The organism is Kitasatospora sp. GP30, assembly GCF_029892145.1.
GTDB lineage: Bacteria > Actinomycetota > Actinomycetes > Streptomycetales > Streptomycetaceae > Kitasatospora > Kitasatospora acidiphila.
Genome location: NZ_JARZAH010000032.1, coordinates 59,756 through 82,044 on the forward strand (window position 1 = coordinate 59,756; position 22,289 = coordinate 82,044).

Consider the following 22,289-nt stretch of genomic DNA (forward strand, 5'->3'; position numbering starts at 1 on the left):
GGCCCCTTCGCGGGGATCGCGCGACCCTACAGGCCGACGGCGTGCATCAGCTGGCCGACCTCGGGGTTGGTCAGCCGGCGCAGCCAGCCGGACTTCTGGTCGCCGAGCGCGATCGGCCCGAAGTGGGTGCGGACCAGCTTCTCCACCGGGAAGCCCGCCTCGGCCAGCATCCGGCGCACGATGTGCTTGCGGCCCTCGTGCAGGGTGACCTCGACCAGGTAGTTCTTGCCGACGTTGGAGACCACGCGGAAGCCGTCGGCGCGGGCGAAGCCGTCCTCCAGCTCGATGCCCTTGGCCAGCTGCTTGCCCAGGTCGCGCGGGATCGGGCCCTGGATGGCGGCGAGGTAGGTCTTGGTGACGCCGTACCGGGGGTGGGTCAGCCGGTGGGCCAGCTCGCCGTGGTTGGTGAGCAGGATGATGCCCTCGGTCTCGGTGTCCAGGCGGCCGACGTGGAACAGCCGGGTCTCCCGGTTGTTCACGTAGTCGCCCAGGCACTGGCGGCCGTCCGGGTCCTCCATGGTGGAGACCACGCCGGCCGGCTTGTTGAGCGCGAAGAACAGGTAGGACTGGGTGGCCACGGTGAGGCCGTCCACCTTGATCTCGTCGTGCTGCGGGTCGACCCGCTTGCCCTGCTCGGTGACCAGCTCGCCGTTGACCTCGACCCGGCCCTGCGCGATCAGCTCCTCACAGGCCCGCCGGCTGCCGACACCGGCCCGCGCCAGCACCTTCTGCAGGCGCTCGCCGGCCTCGCCGCCGTCGCCCTGGGCGGCCGCGGCCGGCCGCTCGTGGCGGCGCAGCACGGCGTCCTCGATCCGGGCCTGCAGCTCGCGCGAGCGCTGCGGGGCGGGGCGCTGGCCGCCCTTGGCGCCCGGGCGCTGCGCGGGGCCGCGACCGCGGGACGGGGCGGCGTTCGGGCCGCCGCCGTACTCCGGGCGGTCGTAGCGCCGCTCCTCGGGGCGCATCGGACGGTCGGGATAGCGGCGGTCGTCCCGCCGGTCGTCCCGCCGGTCGTCCCGCCGCTCGCCGCCCTGCCGTCCGCCGCCCGCACCGCCGCGGCCACCGCCGCTGCCGCCGCTGCGGAAGCCGCCACCGCCACCGCTGCCGCCCCGGGACGCACCGCCGCCGCGCGCGCCGCCGTAGGAGGAGCCGCCCCCGCGACCGCTGCCGCCCCGGCCGCCCGCGCCGCTGTTCCTGCCGTTACCGCTACTACGCATCAAATGTCCGTACGTCGTCGTTCTCGGGAAGTGCAAGTCGTGCCCGGCCGACCTCACTGCGCTTCCCGTGCGCTTGCGGCGGCCACCGCGTCCGCGATCGCCGTGCCTTCGAGGGACTCCGCTTCCACGTCGTCGACCTCGGGCAGGAAGGGCGCCAGTTCCGGAAGCTCGTCCAGGCCGCGCAGCCCCATCCGTTCCAGGAAGTAGCTCGTCGTCCGATACAGGATCGCACCTGTTTCGGGCTCGGTCCCGGTCTCTTCCACCAGGCCTCGCTGTACCAGGGTACGCATCACGCCGTCACAGTTCACACCGCGTACCGCGGAAACCCGGGATCGCGACACCGGCTGGCGGTAGGCGACCACCGCCAAAGTCTCCAGCGCGGCCTGGGTGAGCCGGGCCTGCTGGCCGTCCAGGACGAAGCGGTCGACCACCGGGGCGCAGGCGGCGCTGCTGTAGTAGCGCCAGCCGCCGGCGACCAGGCGCAGCTCGAAACCGCGGTCCTGGGCAGCGTACTCGGCGGCCAGCTCGCGCAGGGCGGCGGCCACCTCGGCGCGCGGGTACTGGACCGCCTCGGCCAGGCGGGCCTCGGTGATCGGCTCGTCGGCGACCATCAGCACCGCCTCCAGACCGGGGCGCAGCGCGACCTCGGAGGCCTCAGTGGCCTCAGTGGCTTCAGTAGCCTCAGTAGCCTCAGTGGCCTCACAAGCATCGGAGGTCTCAGGAGCCTCGGGGGCGCCCGGCTGCTCGGGGATGGCGGCCACGGGCTCCGCCTCGGTCGGGGCCCAGACCTCCGGCACCGGCTCAGCCGGAGCCCACACGTCCGGCACCGGCTCAGCCGGAGCCCAGGCATCGGGTACCGGCTCCGCCGGGTAGGCAGGCTCCAGCCACTCGTCGTCGCGCGACTGACCGGGCAGGCCGAGGCTGCGCCGGGCCGGCCGGTCGCCGGGGACCCCGGGGGGTGGCACGGTGCTCACCGCTGCTCCTTCTCCTTCTCCGGCTCGCCGGCGGGCCGGTCGAACTCGTCGGTCACCTCGATCGCCGCCCGGTCCGCCTCGGCCACCCAATGGACCGTCAACGAGCCCAGCGGCTCGGCCTGGTCGAAGGCGAGCGCCCGCTCCCGGTAGAGCTCCAGCAGGGCCAGGAACCGGGCCACCACGACCAGCTCGCTGTCGGCGTCGGCCACCAGGTCGGCGAAGACCGCCGAGCCGTGCGCGGCCAGGTAGTCGGCGACCAGCTGGGCCTGCTCGCGCACGCTGACCGGCGGGGTGTGGATGTGGTCCACGTAGACCACCGGCTTGGGCTTGGGCGTCATCGCCCTGGCGGCCAGCTGGGCGAATCGTTCCAGCCCGACGTGGATCACCACCTCGGGCAGCAGCTCGGCGTGGTGCGGCTCCAGGCCGACGGTGCGCGGGCGGCGCCGCCCCTCCTCGGCCCAGCGCTGCTCGAAGACCGCCGCGACCCGCTTGTAGGCCCGGTACTGCAGCAGCCGGGCGAACAGCAGGTCGCGGGCCTCCAGCAGGGCCAGGTCCTCCTCGTCCTCGACCTCGGCGGCGGGCAGCAGCCGGGCCGCCTTCAGATCGAGCAGGGTGGCCGCCACCACCAGGAACTCGGTGACCTGGTCCAGGTCCCAGTCCGGCCCCATGGCGCGGATGTGCGCCAGGAACTCGTCGGTCACCTTGGAGAGCGCGAGCTCGGTGATGTCCAGCCGGTGCTTGGCGATCAGGCCGAGCAGCAGGTCGAACGGGCCCTCGAAGTTGGCCAGCCTGACGGTGAAGGACTGATCGCGTGGGGCGCCGCGCGGCTGGTCCTGCTCAGGTGCGGTGTCGGGGGCGGTGGTGGTGGCCATGGCGGTCCATCTTCACACGCGAGGTGACCCCGCCCGGTTGTACGCGCTCAACGGCCGCACGGCCGTACGGCGGCACGCGCCCGGCCCGCGGACCGGCTCAGCGGCCCCGCAGCCGCCGCACCAGGATGCTCGCCTCGCCGCGCTGCTCCAGGTCGGCCAGCACGACGGCGATCGCCTCGCGCACCACCCGGCCGCGGTCCACCGCGAGCCCGTGCTCGCCGCGCAGCACCAGGCGGGCGTGCTCGAGGTCCATCAGCTCCTCGGCGGACACATAGACGGTGATCTTCTCGTCGTGCCGCTCACGGCCGCTGGGCCGCCGCGGTGCCCGGCCGCGCGGGCGGCGCCGCAGCGGGTCGGCCTGCTGGTCCTCGGGGCCGGCCGGGGCGGGGGCGGCCGCGGTGCCGCCCTGGGGGACGACGCGGGGCGCCGGGGCCGGGGCACTCTCGGTACTCCGACCGGCGGGCACCCTCCCCCAGCCTTCGGCCGGGGGTGCCCCCACCGCGGGCCCGGTGGCGGGCGCGGCACCGGTGCCACCCGAGGGAGCGTCAGCCGAGGCGGCGTCAGGCTGCCGGGCACCGCTGCCGTCCGCCGGTTCGGCGTTCTGACGGCTGGCCAGGGAGGGCGACAGCGCCATCCCCCCGGTGGTGCGGAACAGCTCGTCGGCCCCCGGGAGGCTCACTCGACGGGGCGGCACCGGTCGAGCACCTCCCTGGCGAGCTGGCGGTAGGCGGCGGCACCCACCGAGTTGGTGGCGTAGGTGGTGATCGGCTCACCGGCCACGGTGGTCTCCGGGAATCTGACGGTCCGTCCGATGACGGTGTGGAAGACGTGCTCGCCGAACGCCTCGACCACCCGGGCCAGCACCTCGCGGCTGTGCACGGTGCGCGAGTCGTACATGGTGGCGAGGATGCCGTCCAGGCGCAGCTCCGGGTTGAGCCGCTCGCAGACCTTCTCGATGGTCTCGGTCAGCAGGGCGACGCCGCGCAGCGCGAAGAACTCGCACTCCAGCGGCACGATGACGCTGTGGGCGGCGGTCAGCGCGTTGACCGTGAGCAGGCCGAGCGAGGGCTGGCAGTCGATGATGACGTAGTCGTAGTCCGGCAGCAGCGGCTTGAGCGCGCGGGCCAGTGCGGACTCCCGGGCCACCTCGCTGACCAGCTGCACCTCGGCGGCCGACAGGTCGATGTTGGAGGGCAGCAGGTCCATGCCGGGCACGGCGGTCTTCAGCAGCACCTCATCGGCCGTCAGGCCCCGCTCCATGAGCAGGTTGTAGACGGTGACGTCCAGCTCCATCGGGTTGACGCCCAGGCCCACCGAGAGGGCGCCCTGCGGGTCGAAGTCGACCAGCAGCACCCGGCGGCCGTACTCGGCCAGCGCGGCGCCCAGGTTGATGGTGGAGGTGGTCTTGCCGACGCCGCCCTTCTGGTTGCACATCGCGATGATCTTCGCGGGACCGTGCTCGGCGAGCGGGGCCGGGATCGGGAAGTACGGCTGCGGGCGACCGGTGGGGCCGATCCGCTCGCGGCGCTGGCGGGCCGCGTCGGGGGCCAGGGTGGCGGCGTACTCGGGGTCGGGCTCATACTCGGCGTCCGGGTCGTCGTAGGAGCCGTAGGCGGCGAACTCGGAGTAGCCCAGCTGCTGGGCCGACAGGTCCGCTTCGTAGACCGGGGTGCGGGCGGCGGCCTGGCGCGCCTCGAAGGTCCTCACTGCCACCGTGCCGATCTCCTCGGCCCCGACGGTGGAATATCCGGCCCCGGTGTCGTCGGTCGGCTGTCCGGTGATGTGCTCCGCCAGACCTGGCTGACCACCCCCGGGAGCAAATGTCGACTCATTCACAAGTCGTCTTACCTCCTTGGGCATCCAGGGCATTATGTCGATTCGTCAGCCTGACACCATGCCGACGGTTTGCGACTCTAGGCCGTTCCGGGCGTTCGCAGCAACACAATCCACGGTAGTAGGACCGATGTGTCGGCCATCCGACCGGGTTCTGTCAAGGGGTGGGTGATCCAGCCCACAGCTGATTGACGCATGGCGAAGCCCCCGACCGGCGACCGCCGACCAGGGGCTCACGACATGCCTCCGCTACGCCTGATCGAACGTCAGGCGAGCGCGTGGTGCGGTGTCAGGCGAGCACGCTCTCCAGGGAGACGGAGGGCAGGTTGAACGCCTCGGCGACCGCCGGGAAGGTGATCTGGCCCTCGTGCACGTTCAGGCCCTTGGCCAGCGCGGCGTCGCGGCGCAGCGCCTCCTTCCAACCGCGGTTGGCCAGCTCGACCACGTACGGCAGGGTGGCGTTGGTGAGCGCGTAGGTGGAGGTGTTCGGCACCGCACCCGGCATGTTGGCCACGCAGTAGAAGACCGAGTTGTGGACCTGGAAGGTCGGCTCGGCGTGGGTGGTCGGGTGCGAGTCCTCGAAGCAGCCGCCCTGGTCGATCGCGATGTCGACCAGCACCGAGCCCGGCTTCATCTTGGCGACCAGCTCGTTGGTGACCAGCTTGGGGGCCTTGGCGCCCGGGATCAGCACGGCGCCGATCACCAGGTCGGCCTCGACGACGGCCTTCTCCAGCTCGAACGAGTTGGACATGATGGCCTTGATCTTGGTACCGAAGATCTTGTCGGCCTCGCGCAGCTTGTTGATGTCGCGGTCCAGCAGGGTCACGTCGTAGCCCATGCCGATCGCGATGGTGGCCGCGTGCCAGCCGGAGACGCCGCCACCGATCACCACGGCCTTGGCCGGGTGGGTGCCGGGGACGCCGCCCGGCAGCACGCCGCGGCCGCCGGCCGGGCGCATCAGGTGGTAGGAGCCGACCTGCGGGGCCAGCCGGCCCGCGACCTCGGACATCGGGGCGAGCAGCGGCAGCGCGCCGTTGGCCAGCTGGACGGTCTCGTAGGCGATCGCGGTGGTGCCGGAGGCGACCAGCGCGTCGGTGCCGGCCCGGTCGGCGGCCAGGTGCAGGTAGGTGAAGAGGGTCTGGCCCTTGCGGAGGCGGTGGTACTCCTCGGCGATCGGCTCCTTGACCTTCAGCAGCAGGTCGGCGGTCGCCCACACCTCGTCGGCGGTGGGGAGGACGGTGGCACCGGCGGCCACGTACTCCTCGTTGGGGATGGAGGAGCCGACGCCGGCGCCGTCCTCGATGAAGACCTCGTGGCCATTGCGGACCAGCTCATGCACGCCGGCCGGCGTGATGGCCACGCGGTACTCGTGGTTCTTGACCTCGCGGGGGATGCCGACCTTGGTCACGGTTAAACACGTCCCTCTTGCCATGGGGGTCCCTACCGGGGGAAGACCGGAGGGTGGGTGCGCGGGGGCATGCCTCCGGCATGGGCACGGCCGGGCCGGGACACGCTGCACTGCGCGACTAAGTCGAGTGTAATGAAGCCCAGCTGATCCGTCAGCCTTCCAAAGTGACTAAATCGTCTCGACCCATTGGCAGATTCGTAGGCTTGCTCTGGGAAGTTCCTGACGAATGGCGATCTTCCAGGCAAATCTCCCAAACAGTGCACGGGTCACCGCAAGGACGCCGGGAGATGCCCGCTGGTCAGCCGGAGTGCAGCTTCTCCAGGGTGGCGGCCACGGCCGTGACGCCCCGGTCGTCGCCGAGGCGGCGCAGCAGGGCGAGCGCGGCCCGGTACTCGCGGACCGCCTCGGCGGTGCGGCGCTGGGCGGCGTGCGCCTCGGCGATCCGGACCAGCAGCCGGGCCTGGGCGGCGGGCTCGTCCAGGTGCTGGCGCAGGACGAGGGCCCGGCCGTAGGCGTCTGCGGCCCGGACCGCCTCACCGAGCGCGCGACGGCACTCGCCCACCCCCTCCAGGGCCCGGGCGGCCGCCGCGTCGTCGCGCGGTTCCCGGGTGTGGGCGACGGCACGCTGGTAGAGCTCGGCGGCCGGCCCCCAGTGGCCGGCGGCGGCCCGCAGGTCGGCCAGGTTGAGCAGGGCGGCGGCGGCCCGGCGGGGTGCGGCCTGGCGTTCGGCCAGTTCCAGGACCAGCTGGTGCAGCCGGTAGGCGTCGGCGGGGCCCGGTCGGCCGGGGCCGGTGAGCGGGAGGGTGCGCAGCAGGGCGCCGACCAGGCGGGCCACCGAGCCGTCCAGGTCGCCCTGAGCGAGCGCTTGCTCGGCGGTGCTGAGGAGGAGTTCGCGCTCGCCGGCCAGCCAGGCCCGGGCCTGCGCGGCGCCGCGCAGCCGGAGCGGACCGGGCAGCGGGTCGGGGGCCGGCACGGCCGGGTCCAGCAGCGCCCGCGCCGAATCCACCAGCCGGATCAGCCGCTCCAGCAGCCGGGCCCGGGCCAACTGCAGGGCGGCCGGGCGGTCGTGCTGCTCGCGCAGCGCGACCAGCTCGGCGTGGAACCGCCCGGGCACCCGGTAGCGGGCGGTGCCGTCGGCGGTCGGCTCGGCCGGGTCCAACAGCTCCTGCTCGGCCAGCGCCTGCAGGGCCACCACGGCCTCGGGCGCCGGGCAGCCGGCCAGCGCGGAAGCGGTGCGCGGGTCGCCGTAACCGCCCGGCGCCAGGGTGAGCATCCGCAGCAGGCGGGCCTGGGCGACGGGGAGGGCGCGGTAGCGCAGGTGCAGGGCGGCGACCAGGGGGTCCCCGGCTCCGGTTCCCCGCTCCTCGGCCACCGCGCGCAGGGCGGCGCCCGCCTCGGGCACGGCCACCTTGGGGTGCGCCCGCAACCAGCCGGCCAGCAGCCGCAGCGGTGCCGGCCGGCCCGCGCAGGCCTCGGCCAACTCGGCGGCGGCGACCGGGTCGCAGCTGATCCGGGTGCCGCCGACCAGCGCGGTGAGCAGGTCGACGGCGGCCGACTCGTCGATGCCGCGCAGAATCACCGGGTCGACGGTGAACCGGTCGGCCAGCCCGGTCAGCGGGCGGGCAGCCACCGCGAGCACCAGGCAGCGCGGCTCCTCGGGAAGCAGCGGGCGCAGCTGCCCGGCATCGGCGACATCGTCCAGCAGCAGCAGGGTGTCCCGGCCGGTCAGCGCCTCGCGCAGGCGGGCGCAGGCCGGGTCCTCCTGCTCGGGGGCCGGCAGCGGGAGCGCCTCCGTTTCCTCGCCGAGCTCGCTGAGCAAGCGCTTGGCCACCAGCCCGGGCGGATGCGGGGTGCCATCGGAATCGGAGAGCCGGACGGCCAGCACCCGCCGATCCCCGGCCGCAGTGGCGGCGAACCGCCGTGCCAGCGACGTCCGCCCCGACCCGGGCCGCCCGGCCACCAGCAGCACCCGGCAGCCGCCCCCGCTCGCCGGGCCCCGCAGCCGCAGCGCCAGCGCCGCCAACTCCGCCGCCCGGCCCACGAACGGCTCGGGCACCCCGGGCGCGGGCGCCGCCGGCCTCCCCCAGCCTTCGGCCGGGGGGACCCCCATGGAAGCGGGCCGCACGCCCATCGTCGCCGTCTCCCTCGCCACCAGCGCCACTCCCGACCCAGTCGCCCAGCTTCCCGTCAGCGAAGCGTAGTTCGCCGACGCCCCGCTGCCGAGGGGCCAGCCATCCGGCCGAGCGCCGAATCACCCGGACAGTCGCGCCGGCGAGTGGAAGCCGCCGTGACCACGCCGCTCTGCGGGCGACTCACCGGCCGACGGCCTCCCAGGTGTCGCGCTCGCCCGCGGCGGCGGCCGCCTGATCGCCACCGCGGCCCGCTGACCCGCTGCCCCGCGTCAGCCCAGGGCCTTGGCCCTCCAGTAGCCGAACTGGCCGACCGGGTCGCCGTCCAGGGACCAGGGCCAGGGCGTCACCGTGTCGCCGATCAGACGGAAGGCCTCAGTGCTCTCACGTACCCGGCCGGCTTGGACCAAGGCGAACACAAGCAGGTTGAGGTCGGCCAGGGCGGCCGCGTGCTGCAGCCGGCCGGGGTGCGGCCAGTCGGCCAGGGCGGTGCCCAAGGCGGTGGTGCCGCGGTTGTTGGACCACATGTTGCGGGCCAGCAGCGCCTCCACGCCGCCCTTGGCGGTGACCCGGGCGTGGTCCTCGACCAGCGCGGTCAGCTCGACACCGGCCGCCGGTGCGGTCGCCGGCACCGCGGCCCCGACCGCGTGCACGAAGTCCGACTGGCTGCTGCGCGAGCCGCACTCCTCCGGCGAGAGGTAGTACAGCATCTGCAGGTGGGCCTCCCGGTGCCAGGGGTCGCGGGAGGTCACCTCGTACCACACCGGGAAGACTTCGCGCGTGTCGGCACGGGCCAGTCGCAGGGTCCCGAGCAGCACCACCCAGGGAGTGGGGTCCTCCGGCGCGGCGTCCGCAGCGCGGTAGCAGTGGTCGGCGGCGGCCTGCAGGTCGGCCATCTTCCCCTCGGCCCGGCCGCGGACCAACTCGACCCAGGCCTCGAAGATCAGCGCGTCGGCGCTGCGCGGGCGGCGCATCCGCCAGGAGCGGGCCAACGCCGAGGGCGCAGCCGCGTCGGCGAGCACGGCGAACCGGTGCGCACGGCGGTCCCAGTCGTCCCCGGCCTCCTTGAGCAGCCGTTCGACGTGGTCGACCAGGATCTCGTCCTGCCCGGGGAGACCGGGGGAATTCACCTGTCGCCGTACTCGACCGAGTTTGACGTCGTCGAGTTCCGGCAGCAGCCGCGGACCGGAAGTGCGAAATCTTCGAAGGATCGACACGCGCCGCAGCCTAGGACCAGGAAGAGCTCTCAGACAGCCCTCGGAAGGGAATCGTTATTCGCTGCGGAACTACCGTCTCGTATGGTGAGCTGCGGGCCTCCGGCGCGCCGATCGACGGCTTACGCATCGATCCGGGGCGGCCCGAGCCGCTCCTCACTTCTTGCCCGGGGAGAGCGCTGCCGGTCGGCACGCTCCTTGAGGGGGCCGAACACCCCACCTGCCCGGCAGGGCCACCGCGCGGTTTGCGGGGCCCCTGCCGCCAGGCTGCCGGGACGCGCCCGCACCGCCGTGCCACCGGGCCTGCCCGGTCGCCCCTACTCCGGAGCACCGGGAGCGGCCCGGTGGTCCGCGTTCAGGCTCCCCCCGCGGTGAACGGCCGGGCCGGCCACGGTGCGTCGGCCGGGCGCAGGGCGCCCAGGCCGCCGCCGCTCAGCGCCGCCCGCAGGGCGAGGGTGCCGGTGACCAGGGTGGGGTTGTGGAGTTCGCCGGCCAGGGCCAGTTCGGCCAACTCGGTCAGCGGCACCCGGGCGGTCTCGATCTCCAGCTCCTCACCATGGGCGTCGAACTTCTCGCCCTCGGCCTCGGACAGCCCGGTGGCCAGGAAGATCCGCAGCGCCTCGTCGCTGCCGCCCGGCGAGGTGTAGATGTCGACGAGCACCCGCCAGTCGCCCGCCTTGCAGTACGCCTCCTCGAACAGCTCGCGCTGGGCGGCGTGCAGCGGGTTCTCCCCCGGCACGTCGAGCAGCCCGGCGGGCAGCTCCCAGAGCCGCTGGCGTACCGGGTGGCGGTACTGCCGCACCAGCAGCACCCGCTGCTGGTCGTCCAGGGCCAGCACGGCGACCGAGCCGGGGTGGGTCTGGTAGTCCCGGCGGGCGTAGGAGCCGTCCGGCATCCGCACCTCGTCGCTGCGCACCCCCGTGATCTTCCCCTGGAACGGCTGCGAGCTGGACCGGACCGCGAATTCCTCCGCGATGTCCTTGATCATGCCGACCCTCCCCTTCTCGTCAGTACGACATAATCTAACGCCGAACGGCGGCTCCCCGGTCAACCGGGAAACCGCCGTCCGATGAACCGTCGCTCTTACTGGTCGCCGGTCTTGATCTTGATGGCCGCGGCCACCAGACCCGCGAAGAGCGGGTGCGGGCGGGTCGGGCGGGACTTCAGCTCCGGGTGCGCCTGAGTGGCGACCAGGTAGGGGTGCACCTCGCGCGGGTACTCGACGTACTCCACCAGGTCGCCCTTCGGGGACAGGCCCGAGAACTGCAGGCCGGTCTTCTCCAGGTCGGCCCGGTAGGCGTTGTTGACCTCGTAGCGGTGGCGGTGCCGCTCGTCGACGTACTGCTCGCCGCCGTAGACCTCGCGGACGATCGAGCCCTCGGCCAGCTTGGCCGGGTAGAGGCCCAGGCGCATGGTGCCGCCCAGGTCGCCCTTGCCGTCGACGATCGCCAGCTGCTCGGCCATGGTGGAGATCACCGGGTGCTTGGCGGCCGGGTCGAACTCGGTGGAGTTGGCCTCCGGCAGTCCGGCCAGGTTCCGGGCCGCCTCGATGACCACGCACTGCAGGCCCAGGCAGAGGCCGAGCAGCGGGATCTTGTTCTCGCGGGCGTAGGTGATCGCGCCGACCTTGCCGTTCACACCGCGGTCGCCGAAGCCGCCGGGGATGCAGATCGCGTCCACGTCGCCGAGCTGCTCGCGGGCGCCCTCGGGGGTCTCGCACTCGTCCGAGGTGACCCACTTGATCTCGACCCGGGCGTTGTTGGCGAAGCCGCCGGCCCGCAGCGCCTCGGTCACCGACAGGTAGGCGTCCGGCAGGTCGATGTACTTGCCGACCAGCGCCACCTTGACGATGTGCTGGGGCTCGTGGACCCGGCGCAGCAGGTCGTCCCAGGTGGTCCAGTCCACGTCGCGGAACGGCAGGTCGAGCCGGCGCACCACGTAGGCGTCCAGGCCCTCGCCGTGCAGGACCTTGGGGATGTCGTAGATCGACTTGGCGTCGATGGCCGCGACCACGGCCTCCTCGTCCACGTCGCACATCAGCGAGATCTTGCGCTTGATCGCCTGCGGCACCTCGCGGTCGGCGCGCAGCACGATGGCGTCCGGCTGGATGCCGATGTTGCGCAGCGCGGCCACCGAGTGCTGGGTGGGCTTGGTCTTCAGCTCGCCGGACGGGCCGATGTAGGGCAGCAGCGAGACGTGCACGAAGAAGACGTTGTCCCGGCCGACCTCGTGGCGCACCTGGCGCACGGCCTCCAGGAACGGCAGCGACTCGATGTCGCCGACGGTGCCGCCGACCTCGGTGATCACCACGTCGACGTCCTCGGTCGCCATCCGGCGGATCCGGGACTTGATCTCGTTGGTGATGTGGGGGATCACCTGCACGGTGTCGCCCAGGTACTCGCCGCGCCGCTCCTTGGCGATCACGGTGGAGTAGACCTGGCCGGTGGTGACGTTGGCCGAGCCGTGCAGGTTGGTGTCGAGGAACCGCTCGTAGTGGCCGATGTCCAGGTCGGTCTCGGCGCCGTCGTCGGTGACGAACACCTCGCCGTGCTGGAACGGGTTCATGGTGCCCGGGTCCACGTTCAGGTACGGGTCGAGCTTCTGCATCGTCACCCGCAGGCCGCGGGCCTTGAGCAGGGCACCGAGGCTGGAGGCGGTGAGCCCCTTGCCGAGTGAGGAGGCGACACCCCCGGTGACGAAGAGGTGCTTGGTCGTCACGGCGCGGCCGTTGGCCGTCTTGCCGGAATGGGGCTGTGCCAAGAGGGGGCTCCCGTGGGTCGCGTGTCGAAGCTGACGCTGGTGGAGACGGACGCCTTGGACTGATCCTCCGGGTGAATCCGGGGTCGTCAGTCAGCGGGTCCGGGGCGGTTGATCCCACCAGTCCACGGGGTACCAGGGTATCAGCGCGGTGGACGTCGCGCGGTCGCACGCCTCTGCGCTGGTCCGCCCGGGTGATCCGCGGCCGCTGCGGGAGCCAGTCGGATCACTGCGCAGTGGCCCGGAATGATCACCGCCGGATCCCCCGTTCAACCACCGCTCTCACCCGACCGGGCTACTTTCGCCGACTCGTCCTGTGCAGACGGCTGTACCTGATCGTTTCCGGGTGCTGAGGCCCGTTCCGCCGTCGTATCCTGCACGGACGCATCGCCGACAGCAGAGCACGCCGAGGACGAGGGCCTGGACGAGGCCTTCCGTTCCCGCTGCGCGACCGGACTCCCTTGCTCCACCCGTTCCCCAGCAGCGCCCAGGCCCCGGAGCCCGATCGGCTCCGAGCGGCCCGCCCCCGCCAAGCCGCCACCAGCGGCCACCGGGGGCGCCCGCCCGGGCCAGCGCCCTCCCCGGCGCCGCAGGAGCCGCTCTCGCCCCGGTCGGCGACCGCCGAGCACTACCGCGAACTGGAGATTCACGTGGCCGGCCGTATCGAGGACTACGCACTTATCGGGGACATGCAGACCGCCGCCCTGGTCAGCAGAGACGGCGCCGTGGACTGGCTCTGCCTCCCCCGGTTCGACTCCCCCGCCGTCTTCGCCGGTCTCCTGGGCACCGATGAACACGGGTTCTGGCGGATCGGCCCCGCGGAGGCCGCACCGGCCGCACCGGTGACCAACAGTGCCCCGGCGCCGCGCGCGCCGTTCACCGATTCGAGTGAGCTGCGGACGGTCCCGAGCAGCGCCGCGGCCCCCGCAGTGCCTGCCGACCGCCGCCGCTACCGGGGCGACTCGCTGATCCTGGAGCAGGAGTGGGACATGCCGAAGGGCAGTGTCCGGGTGATCGACTTCATGCCGCCGCGCCACCTGGCGGACCAGGAGCCGGTGCCGCAGATGATCCGCGTGGTGGAGGGGCTCAGCGGCACGGTGCGGATGCGCTCCGCGCTGCGGATGCGGTTCAGCTACGGCAAGGTCGTCCCCTGGGTCCACCGGGTCGAGCAGCCCGGCGACGGGCACCGCACGGTCGCCGTGGCCGGCCCGGACTCGGTCTGGCTGGACGGGGCGTCCGAGACCTACGGGCGCAACCTGACCACCTACGCCGACTTCACCATCACCGCCGGCGAGCGGGTCACCTTCGCGCTCACCTGGCAGGCCTCCCACCTGCCGCCGCCGGAGGTCCCCGACGCCGAGGCCTCGCTGGCGCTCACCGAGGAGTTCTGGTCCGACTGGGTCTCGCAGTGCACCTACCAGGGCCCCTACCGGGACGCCGTGGTCCGCTCGCTGATCACCCTGAAGGGGCTCACCTACGCCCCCACCGGAGGCATCGTGGCGGCCCCCACCACCTCGCTGCCCGAGGACATCGGCGGCGAGCGGAACTGGGACTACCGCTACACCTGGCTGCGGGACGCGGCGATCACCCTCTCCTCGCTACTGCGCACCGGCTACCGCGACGAGGCCAGGGCCTGGCGCGAGTGGCTGCTGCGCGCGGTCGCAGGCGACCCGGAGAACCTGCAGATCATGTACTCGATCACCGGCGAGCGGGAGCTCACCGAGACCCACCTCGACTGGCTGCCGGGCTACGAGAACTCGGCCCCGGTCCGGGTCGGCAACGGCGCCGCCGGCCAGCTCCAGCTGGACGTCTACGGCGAGGTGGTGGAGGCCCTCTACCTGGGCCAGATGATCGGCCTGTCCCGCAGCGACCACGCCCACCTGCTGCAACTGCGCCTGATCAGCTACCTGGAGGAGCACTGGAAGGCCCCGGACGAGGGGATCTGGGAGGTCCGCGGGCCACGCCGGCACTTCGTCCACTCCAAGGTGATGGCCTGGGTGGCGGTGGACCGCACCATCAAGCTGATCGAGCAGAGCGAGGCCGAGGGCCCGCTGGAGCGCTGGCGGGCGCTGCGCGACGAGATCCACGCGGACGTCTGCGAGAAGGGCTACGACCCGGAGCGCAACACCTTCACCCAGTACTACGGCGGCACCGAGCTGGACGCCTCGCTGCTGCTGATCCCGCAGGTCGGGTTCCTGCCGCCGGACGACAAGCGGGTGATCGGCACCATCGAGGCGATCCAGCGCGAACTGTCCACCCCGGACGGCTTCGTGCTGCGCTACCCCACCCATGACGAGACCGGCGCCAACGTCGACGGCCTGTCGGGTCACGAGGGCGCGTTCCTGGCCTGCTCGTTCTGGCTGGCCGACGACCTGGCGATGATCGGGCGGGTGGGCGAGGCCCGCGAGCTGTTCGACCGCCTGCTGTCGCTGCGCAACGACCTCGGGCTGCTCGCCGAGGAGTGGGACCCGGTGTCCAAGCGCCAGGTGGGGAACTTCCCGCAGGCGTTCAGCCACGTGCCGCTGATCGACACCGCGCTGCGGCTGACCGCGTGCGGCGCCGCCTACCTGGCCCCGCAGACCCAGCCCGCCGGCCGGCCGGTGAGCCAGCCGGTCTGAGCGCCGTCGAGGTCCCGGCCCGCGACCGCCGGGCCGGGGCCGTCAGCCGCGCTGCACCAGCTCGTCATAGGTGCTGAGCACCTGCGCCACGGTGGCGGCCTCGTCGGGCCAGGTCGCGGCCTGCGCCGGCCCGGCGGCGGCCAGCGCCGCGCAGCGGTCCGGGTCGGCGAGCAGCCCCCGGACGGCGGCGCCGAGCGCGGCCGGGTCGCCGGCGGGCACCAGCACCGCCGCGTCCCCCACCAGCTCCGGAATCCCGCCGACCGCGGTGGCCACCAGCGGCACCCCGGCGCGCAACGCCTCCTGGGCGACCGCCGAACGGGCCTCCCAGCGGCTGCTGATCACCACGGCGTCGGCCGCCGTCAGCAGCTCCGGCACATCGGTGCGGTGGCCGAGCAGCCGCACCGGCAACTGCTCGGCGGCGATCCGCTCGCGCAGTTCGGGGGCCTGCGGCCCGTCCCCGGCGAGCAGCACCAGCGGGGTCGGCCCGGCGCCGCCGACCAGCTCGCGGGAGGCCTCCAGCAGCTGGCCGAACCCCTTGTGCGGCACCAGCCGGCCGATCGCCAGCACCAGCGGCCGGTCCGGCGCGTTCGGGCCGAGCAGCATCGCCCGGGCCGCCGCGCGGTCCAAGGTGCCGGGCGCCAGCGGCGGCGCGGCCACCGGGCCGAGCCGGGCGTCGGTGGCACCCAGCTCGCGGGCCCGGGCCACCAGGTCGGAGGAGGCGCCCAGCACGAGGTCGGCGGCCCGCGCCACCCGGCGCTCCATCAGCCGCTGCAGGCGCCGCTCCAGGCCGGTGGCGAGCAGCGCGTGATGCGACGTCACCACCAGCGGGGTCTCCGGGCGCAGCCCGGGCAGCCGGCCCGCGGTGCGCAGCGCCAGGTCGGAGAGCAGCCCGGCACGCAGCCCGTGGGCGTGCACCAGGTCGGCGCTGGTGAAGGCGCGGCGCAGCTCGCCGATCGCGGTGGCGTCGCTGCGCCAGTCGGAGGTCGCGGTGATCTCCACCGGCTGGAAGACCGCGCCGGTGCGGGAGAACGCGAACAGGGCGTCGGAGTCCGCCGGGGCGCACAGCGTCACCTTCACGCCGTGCGCCACCAGCCCCTGGGCCAGTGACCGCACATGGGCGCCGATCCCGCCGCTGCCGGCGGACAGCACCAGCACCACATGCAGCTGGCCGCTGGAAGGGCCGGCCGCGCTGCCCCGGGCGGAGGAATGCTCCACGTCGTCTCGCTCCGACTCGCTAGGGAACTCGCCACTGGAGTGGCCCACTACTGGGGAGAACGATAAACGGTTGTTAACCCTCCCTGGGCGAACGCGCGGTGGCGAGCAACTCCTCAGCATGCGCACGACCCAGCTCGGAATCCTCCAGGCCGGCCAGCATCCGGGAGAGTTCGCGCACCCGCTCCTCGTCGGTCAGGGTCTTGACGCCGCTTCGGGTGACGGTGCCGTCGTTGGTCTTCTCCACCACCAGGTGCCGGTCCGCGAAGGCCGCCACCTGCGGCAGGTGGGTGACCACCACCACCTGGGCGCTGCGGGCCAGCTTGGCCAGGCGGCGGCCGATCTCCACCGCGGCCTTGCCGCCGACGCCCTGGTCGACCTCGTCGAAGAGGTAGGTCGGCACCGGGTCGGCACCGGCGAAGACCACCTCGACGGCGAGCATCACCCGGGACAGCTCACCGCCGGACGCGCCCTTGGCGATCGGGCGCGGCGACGCGCCCGGGTGCGGGGCCAGCAGCACCTCGACCTCGTCCACGCCGTGTGGGCCGTAGGCGACGGAGCGGCCGTCAAGCTCCAGACCGTCCGGGTCGTCCAATCGAGTGAGGTCGAAGGTCACCCGGGCATGCGGCATGGCGAGCTCGGTCAGCTCGGCGGAGACCGCGTCCGCGAACCGGCCGGCCGCGGCCTGGCGGGCCGCGGAGACCTCGGCGGCCAGGGCAGCCAATTCGGTGCGCAGGAGGGTCTGCTCGGCCTGGAGCTCCTCGATCCGGTCGTCGTCGCCGTCGAGTTCGGCCAGCCGCAGCGCGCCCTGCTCGGCCCAGGCGACCACCTCGGCGGTCCCTCCCTCGGGCGAGCCGTACTTGCGGATCAGCTGGGCGAGCACCGCCCGGCGCTCCTCGACGGCGGCCAGCCGGGCCGGGTCGGCGTCCAGGTCGTCCGCGTAGATCGCGAGGTCGCCGGCCACGTCGGCGAACAGGTAGCCGACCTCGGCCAGCCGGTCGGCCAGGGCGGCGAGGCGCTCGTCGTGCCCGCGCACCGCGTCCAGCGCGCGGCGGGCCTGGCCGAGCAGGGTGCCGGCGTCCACCAGGTCGGGGTCGGCCGGGTTGCCGGCCAGCGCGGCGTGCGCCAGCACGGCGGCCGAGGAGAGCGCGTCGGCGTGGCCGAGCCGCTCGGCCTCGGCCGCCAGCTCGACCTCCTCGCCGGCCACCGGCTCGGCAGCGGCGATCTCCTCCAGGCCGAACCGCAGCAGATCGGCCTCCTGGACCCGCTCCCGGGCCTGGGTGGTCAGCTCGGCCACGGTCTCGGTGACCTCGCGCAGCCGCCGGTAACCGGTCCGGTAGCGGGCCAGCGGCTCGGCCAGCGCCTGGCCGGCGTAGCGGTCCAGGGCGCCGCGCTGGCGGGCCGGGCGGAGCAGCCGCTGCTGGTCGCTCTGGCCGTGCACCGCGATCAGCTCCTCGCCGAGCTCGGCGAGCAGGCCGACCGGCACCGAGCGGCCGCCGACGTGCGCCCGGGAGCGGCCCTCGGCGGAGACGGTGCGGCTGATCAGCAGGGCGCCCTCGTCCAGCTCGGCGCCGGCGTCCAGCGCCCGGGCGGCGGCCGCGGAGCCGGCGGGCAGGTCGAGCCGGCCCTCCACCACGGCGCGCTCGGCGCCGCCGCGGACCAGGGCCGGGTCGGCACGGCCGCCCAACAGCAAGCCGAGGCTGGTCACCACCATGGTCTTGCCCGCGCCGGTCTCACCGGTCACGACGGTCAAGCCGGGGGCCAGCTCCACCACCGCGTCGTCGATGACGCCCAGATCCCGTATCCGCATCTCGTCCAACACGGAGACGACCTTACGAGACCTCGCCCCCGGAGCGCGACGAAGGACGACCTCTGGCCGTGAAGTTCATTCGTTCCGGGCGCTCGGCGTCGGCTCGGGTGCTCGAAGGTGTGAACACCGCGAGGAAGTACTGTGTCAGCGGGCCGATCGCGAGCGCGTAGGCGATCGTCCCCACCCCGGCGTCACCGCCCAGCAGCACCCCGGTGAGCAGCACGGTCAGCTCGACCCCGGTGCGCAGCAGGCGCAGCGAGCGCCCGGTGCGCTGGTGCAGGCCCGTCATCAGCCCGTCGCGCGGGCCGGGGCCGAACCGTGCGCCGATGTACATCCCGCCGGCCAGGCCGTTCAGCACGATGCTGCCGACCAGCAGCGCGATCCGGGCCGGCAGGCCGTGCGGGGCGGGCAGCACCGCGTCGGTGGCGTCCATCGCCACCCCGAGCACCAGCACGTTGGCGACCGTGCCGACGCCCGGGCGCTGGCGCAGCGGTATCCAGAGCAGCAGCACCACGGCGCCGGCTAGCAGCACCACGGTGCCGATGGACAGCCCCAGGTGGGCGGCCGCGCCCTGGTGGAAGACGCCCCACGGGGACTGGCCCAGCGAGGAACGGAACGCCATCGCCATGCTGACCCCGTAGAGCACCAGCCCGGTCATCAGTTGGGTCAGCCGCCGACCGAGGCCGGCGGTGTCACGGGGCAGCACGAGGATCGCCATCTCAACTCCTTGGATCTAGCCGTGGTACAGGCCGCTCTGCCATCATGAGAAGTCCACCTGGAGTTACGACAGGGCCAATTCGACCGAAGTGGACTGCTCGGCATGAGTGAACGGCCTCGGCATGACTGAATGGCACAGCACCGTCACCGCGCCCGCGCTCGCCCGCCTGCTGCGCACCGCCCAGGCGCCCGCCGGTCCGGGCCATCCCGTCTACCGGGCGCTGGCCCGCCAGGTGCAGCTGCTGCTCACCGAGGGCCGGCTGCCGGTCGGCACCCGGATGCCCGCCGAACGCGAACTCGCCGCCGCCCTCGCGGTCAGCCGCACCACCATCGCCGCCGCCTACGACGCCCTGCGCGAGACCGGCTACCTGCACAGCCGGCGCGGCTCCGGCAGCTGGACGGCGCTCCCCGAGGGCAGCCGCCCGCCGGTGGACGCGCTCTTCCCGGTGCCGCCCGAGGGCGCGGGCCAGGTGATCGACCTCGGGGCCGCCACCCCGGCGGCCCCGCAGCCGCTGTTCACCGAGGCCACCGCCCGAGCCGTCGAGCAGCTCCCCGCCTACACCCAGGGCCACGGCCACTACCCCACCGGCATCCCGGCGCTGCGCGAAGCGGTGGCCGACCGGTTCACCCAGCGCGGCCTGCCCACCGCCCCCGACCAGATCCTCATCACCAGCGGTGCGATGAGCGCCCTGGTGCTGGTCTTCGGCGCCCTGCTGCGCCCCGGCGAACGGGTCGCGGTGGAAACCCCCGGCTACGCCCATGTGCTGCAGGCGCTGCGCAACACCGGCGCCCGGCTGGTGGCCGTGCCGCAGCGGCGCGACGACCCGTGCGGCCTGCCGCGCTGGGACCTCACCGAATGGCGCCAGGTGATGCGCGGGGCCGCCCCGCGGCTCGCCTATGTGGTCCCCGACTTCCACAACCCGACCGGCACCCTGATCGACGAGCAGCAGCGCCGCGACCTGCTCGCCGCCGCCCGATCCGCCGGCACCCTGGTGGTGGTCGACGAGACCATGGCCGAACTCGCCTGGCGGGACCCGGCGCTGCAACTACCGCGCCCGACGGCCGGGCTGGACCGGGCGGCCCAGCTGATCACCGTCGGCTCGGCCAGCAAGCTGGCCTGGGGCGGGCTGCGGGTCGGCTGGGTCCGGGCGGCGCCCGCGCTGATCCGCCAACTCGCCGCCGAGCGGCTGCACCACGACCACGGCACCGCCGTGCTGGAGCAGTTGATCTGCGCCCACCTGATCGGTGAACGGCTGCCCGAGCTGCGCGAGCTGCGCCTCGGCCAGCTGCGGGCCGGCGCCGAGGCGCTGCTGCCGGCGCTGCGCGAACGGCTGCCGCAGTGGCGGTTCGCCGAGCCGGCCGGCGGGATCACGCTCTGGGTCGACACCGGCGGGCTGTCCGGCACCGCCATCGCCAGGGCCGGCGAGCGCACCGGGGTACGGGTCGCGCCCGGGGCGCTGTTCGGGCTGGACGGCGCCTTCGAGGGCTTCGTCCGGCTGCCGCTGACCGTGCCGCCGGCCGCCGCCGCACAGACCGTCGAACGGCTCGCCGCCACCGCCGAACTGGCCGCCCGGCAGGACGGCCTCGGCTGGGCCGGCACCCTCGGCACGGCCGCCGCGCTGGCGGTCTGAGGCAGCCCGACGGGTGCCGGCGCGTGAAGCAGCCCGACGGGTGCCGGGCGCGGCAGTGGCCGCCGCACGGACTGCCGGGCGCGGCACTGGCCGCCGCAGGACTGCCGGGTGCGTCAGTGGCCGCCCGAGCGCCCCCGCCAACCGGTCACCGGCAGCGCGAACTTGGCCACCAGCCGGTCGGTGAACGGCGCCCGGTGCAGCCGGGCCAGCCGCACCGGCACCTGCCCGCGCCGGACCTCCACCCGAGCCCCGGCGGGCAGTTCGAAGGAGCGCCGCCCGTCGCACCAGAGCACCCCGTGCGGGGTCTTCGGCTGCACCTCGACCGCCAGCACCGACCTCGGCGAGGTGACCAGCGGGCGGGCGAACAGCGCGTGCGCGCTGATCGGCACCATCAGCAGCGCCTCCACCTCGGGCCAGACCACCGGGCCGCCGCCGGAGAAGGCGTAGGCGGTGGAGCCGGTGGGGGTGGACAGCACCACGCCGTCGCAGCCGAAGTTGGAGACCGGGCGGCCGTCCACCTCGGTGACCACCTCCAGCATCCGCTCCCGGGCCTGCTTCTCCACCGAGGCCTCGTTGAGCGCCCAATCCTCGTGCACCACATCGCCGTTGGTGCGGATCACGACGTCCAGCGTCATCCGCTCCTCGACCTCGTAGGTGCGGTCCACCACCCGCTCGACCACCACGGCCAGGTCATCGCGCTCCGCCTCGGCCAGGAAGCCCACCCGGCCCAGGTTGATCCCGAGCATCGGCAGGCCGCTGTCCCGGGCCAGCTCGGCACCGCGCAGCAGGGTGCCGTCCCCGCCGGCCACCAGGATCAACTCGCAGCCGTCCGCCGCGCCATGGCCGGCCGGCACCGTCTGCACGCCCTCGGGCAGATCGAGGTCGACTGCCTCGGCCTCCAGCAACCTGATCTTCAGGCCCGCCTTCAGCAGACCGTGGACCAGCTGCTCGACGCTGCGCAGTGCCGTCTCCCGGCCGGTGTGCGCGATCAGGAAGACCGTACGTTCCTCGCTCAAGTGCCCTCTCCCTACGTCCACCCGATCTCCCGTGGCCCTGCGGCAGCCTATCCAGGGCCCTCCCGCTAGCGGGGACCCTCGGCCACCGCCCGGTCCGCCTCGGCCGGATCGAGCTGCGCGGCATCACGGCGCATCCACAGGAAGTACTCGACATTACCCGACGGACCCGGCAGCGGGCTGGCCGTTACCGCACGAACGCCCCAGCCCAACTCCCAGGCCTGACCGGCGACCTGACGGACCATCTCGGCGCGCAGCTGCGGGCTGCGGACCACGCCGCCGCTGCCCAGGCGCTCCTTGCCGATCTCGAACTGCGGCTTCACCATCAGCACCAGGTCGGCGTCCGGGGCCGCGCAATTCGACAGCGCGGGCAGCACCAGACCCAGCGAGATGAACGACAGGTCGCCGACCACCAGGTCGACCGGCTCGCCGCCGATCAGCTCCGGGGTCAGCTCCCGCACATTGGTGCGGTCCATCACGAGCACCCGGTCATCGCTCTGCAGCGACCAGGCGAGCTGGCCGTAGCCCACATCGACCGCCAGCACCCGGGCCGCCCCGGCGCGCAGCAGCACATCGGTGAAGCCGCCGGTGGAGGCGCCCGCGTCCAGCGCCCGGCGGCCCTCGACCACCAGGCCCTGCGGGATGAACGCCGTGAACGCGCCGGCCAGCTTGTGGCCGCCCCGGGAGACGTAGTCCGGGTCGTTCTCGTCCTTGGCGACGACCACGGCGGCCGCGGTCTCCACCTGGGTGGCCGGCTTGGTCGCCACCGTGCCGCCGACCGTCACCCGGCCGGCGGCGATCAGCTCGCTGGCGTGCTCACGCGAACGGGCCAGATTGCGGCGGACCAGTTCGGCGTCGAGTCGGCGTCGTGCCACTGCCACGGGTGG

Annotated in this window: 17 protein-coding genes; 2 read left to right on the forward strand and 15 right to left on the reverse strand. The window is 73.7% G+C overall.

What is annotated here, in order from left to right; genetic code table 11:
- Positions 1-26: 26 nt before the first annotated feature.
- The 10 genes from P3T35_RS30885 to P3T35_RS30930 form a co-directional block, all read right to left on the reverse strand.
- Positions 27-1,214, reverse strand: coding sequence for a pseudouridine synthase (locus P3T35_RS30885; RefSeq protein WP_101382938.1), 1,188 nt, complete (start codon positions 1,212-1,214; stop codon positions 27-29).
- A gap of 53 nt (positions 1,215-1,267) precedes the next feature.
- Positions 1,268-1,852, reverse strand: coding sequence for an SMC-Scp complex subunit ScpB (gene scpB, locus P3T35_RS30890; RefSeq protein WP_280708655.1), 585 nt, complete (start codon positions 1,850-1,852; stop codon positions 1,268-1,270).
- A 332-nt stretch (positions 1,853-2,184) separates the two neighbouring features.
- Positions 2,185-3,060, reverse strand: a complete 876-nt coding sequence (locus P3T35_RS30895; protein WP_101382937.1) for a segregation/condensation protein A — start codon at positions 3,058-3,060, stop codon at positions 2,185-2,187.
- Positions 3,061-3,157: 97 nt separating this feature from the next.
- Positions 3,158-3,739 (reverse strand): hypothetical protein, encoded by a 582-nt coding sequence (locus P3T35_RS30900; protein ID WP_101382936.1) that lies wholly within the window; start codon positions 3,737-3,739, stop codon positions 3,158-3,160.
- Positions 3,736-4,842, reverse strand: coding sequence for a ParA family protein (locus P3T35_RS30905; protein ID WP_101385369.1), 1,107 nt, complete (start codon positions 4,840-4,842; stop codon positions 3,736-3,738). The genes P3T35_RS30900 and P3T35_RS30905 overlap by 4 nt, the downstream gene beginning before the upstream one ends.
- A gap of 340 nt (positions 4,843-5,182) precedes the next feature.
- Positions 5,183-6,325 carry an alanine dehydrogenase gene (gene ald / locus P3T35_RS30910; RefSeq protein ID WP_101382935.1) on the reverse strand — a complete coding sequence of 381 codons (1,143 nt, stop codon included), beginning with the start codon at positions 6,323-6,325 and terminating at the stop codon, positions 5,183-5,185.
- Between the two features lie 274 nt (positions 6,326-6,599).
- Complete coding sequence (locus P3T35_RS30915; protein ID WP_143676937.1) at positions 6,600-8,453, reverse strand: ATP-binding protein; 1,854 nt, start codon at positions 8,451-8,453, stop codon at positions 6,600-6,602.
- 249 nt (positions 8,454-8,702) lie between these two features.
- Complete coding sequence (locus P3T35_RS30920; protein ID WP_280708644.1) at positions 8,703-9,560, reverse strand: hypothetical protein; 858 nt, start codon at positions 9,558-9,560, stop codon at positions 8,703-8,705.
- Positions 9,561-9,999: 439 nt separating this feature from the next.
- A complete protein-coding gene (locus P3T35_RS30925; protein ID WP_101382932.1) occupies positions 10,000-10,632 on the reverse strand; it encodes an NUDIX hydrolase in 633 nt (210 codons plus the stop codon).
- Between the two features lie 95 nt (positions 10,633-10,727).
- Positions 10,728-12,404 carry a CTP synthase gene (locus tag P3T35_RS30930; protein WP_280708647.1) on the reverse strand — a complete coding sequence of 559 codons (1,677 nt, stop codon included), beginning with the start codon at positions 12,402-12,404 and terminating at the stop codon, positions 10,728-10,730.
- A 641-nt stretch (positions 12,405-13,045) separates the two neighbouring features.
- Here P3T35_RS30930 and P3T35_RS30935 point away from each other — a divergent pair.
- Positions 13,046-15,019 (forward strand): glycoside hydrolase family 15 protein, encoded by a 1,974-nt coding sequence (locus P3T35_RS30935; RefSeq protein ID WP_280708658.1) that lies wholly within the window; start codon positions 13,046-13,048, stop codon positions 15,017-15,019.
- A 42-nt stretch (positions 15,020-15,061) separates the two neighbouring features.
- Here P3T35_RS30935 and P3T35_RS30940 read toward each other — a convergent pair whose 3' ends face one another.
- From P3T35_RS30940 to P3T35_RS30950, 3 genes are all read right to left on the reverse strand, one after another.
- Positions 15,062-16,234, reverse strand: coding sequence for a glycosyltransferase family 4 protein (locus tag P3T35_RS30940; RefSeq protein ID WP_101382931.1), 1,173 nt, complete (start codon positions 16,232-16,234; stop codon positions 15,062-15,064).
- A 73-nt stretch (positions 16,235-16,307) separates the two neighbouring features.
- Positions 16,308-18,041, reverse strand: a complete 1,734-nt coding sequence (recN, locus tag P3T35_RS30945) for a DNA repair protein RecN (protein ID WP_101382930.1) — start codon at positions 18,039-18,041, stop codon at positions 16,308-16,310.
- A 22-nt stretch (positions 18,042-18,063) separates the two neighbouring features.
- Positions 18,064-18,759 carry a hypothetical protein gene (locus P3T35_RS30950; protein ID WP_280708649.1) on the reverse strand — a complete coding sequence of 232 codons (696 nt, stop codon included), beginning with the start codon at positions 18,757-18,759 and terminating at the stop codon, positions 18,064-18,066.
- Between the two features lie 121 nt (positions 18,760-18,880).
- Here P3T35_RS30950 and P3T35_RS30955 point away from each other — a divergent pair, with 121 nt between their 5' ends.
- On the forward strand, positions 18,881-20,389 hold the full coding sequence (locus P3T35_RS30955; protein WP_101385366.1) for a PLP-dependent aminotransferase family protein: 1,509 nt from the start codon (positions 18,881-18,883) through the stop codon (positions 20,387-20,389).
- Positions 20,390-20,502: 113 nt separating this feature from the next.
- Here P3T35_RS30955 and P3T35_RS30960 read toward each other — a convergent pair whose 3' ends face one another.
- Positions 20,503-21,405 carry an NAD kinase gene (locus P3T35_RS30960; protein WP_180356654.1) on the reverse strand — a complete coding sequence of 301 codons (903 nt, stop codon included), beginning with the start codon at positions 21,403-21,405 and terminating at the stop codon, positions 20,503-20,505.
- Positions 21,406-21,470: 65 nt separating this feature from the next.
- Positions 21,471-22,277, reverse strand: coding sequence for a TlyA family RNA methyltransferase (locus P3T35_RS30965; RefSeq protein ID WP_280708661.1), 807 nt, complete (start codon positions 22,275-22,277; stop codon positions 21,471-21,473).
- Positions 22,278-22,289: the final 12 nt, after the last annotated feature.

Bases quoted from the DNA above. Each gene is read 5' to 3' on its own strand.
- P3T35_RS30955 (WP_101385366.1), top strand. From the start codon at position 18,881: ATGACTGAATGGCACAGCACCGTCACCGCGCCCGCGCTCGCCCGCCTG.
- P3T35_RS30895 (WP_101382937.1), bottom strand. From the start codon at position 3,060: ATGGCCACCACCACCGCCCCCGACACCGCACCTGAGCAGGACCAGCCG.
- ald (WP_101382935.1), bottom strand. From the start codon at position 6,325: ATGGCAAGAGGGACGTGTTTAACCGTGACCAAGGTCGGCATCCCCCGC.
- P3T35_RS30925 (WP_101382932.1), bottom strand. From the start codon at position 10,632: ATGATCAAGGACATCGCGGAGGAATTCGCGGTCCGGTCCAGCTCGCAG.
- P3T35_RS30950 (WP_280708649.1), bottom strand. From the start codon at position 18,759: ATGGCGATCCTCGTGCTGCCCCGTGACACCGCCGGCCTCGGTCGGCGG.
- P3T35_RS30885 (WP_101382938.1), bottom strand. From the start codon at position 1,214: ATGCGTAGTAGCGGTAACGGCAGGAACAGCGGCGCGGGCGGCCGGGGC.
- recN (WP_101382930.1), bottom strand. From the start codon at position 18,041: ATGCGGATACGGGATCTGGGCGTCATCGACGACGCGGTGGTGGAGCTG.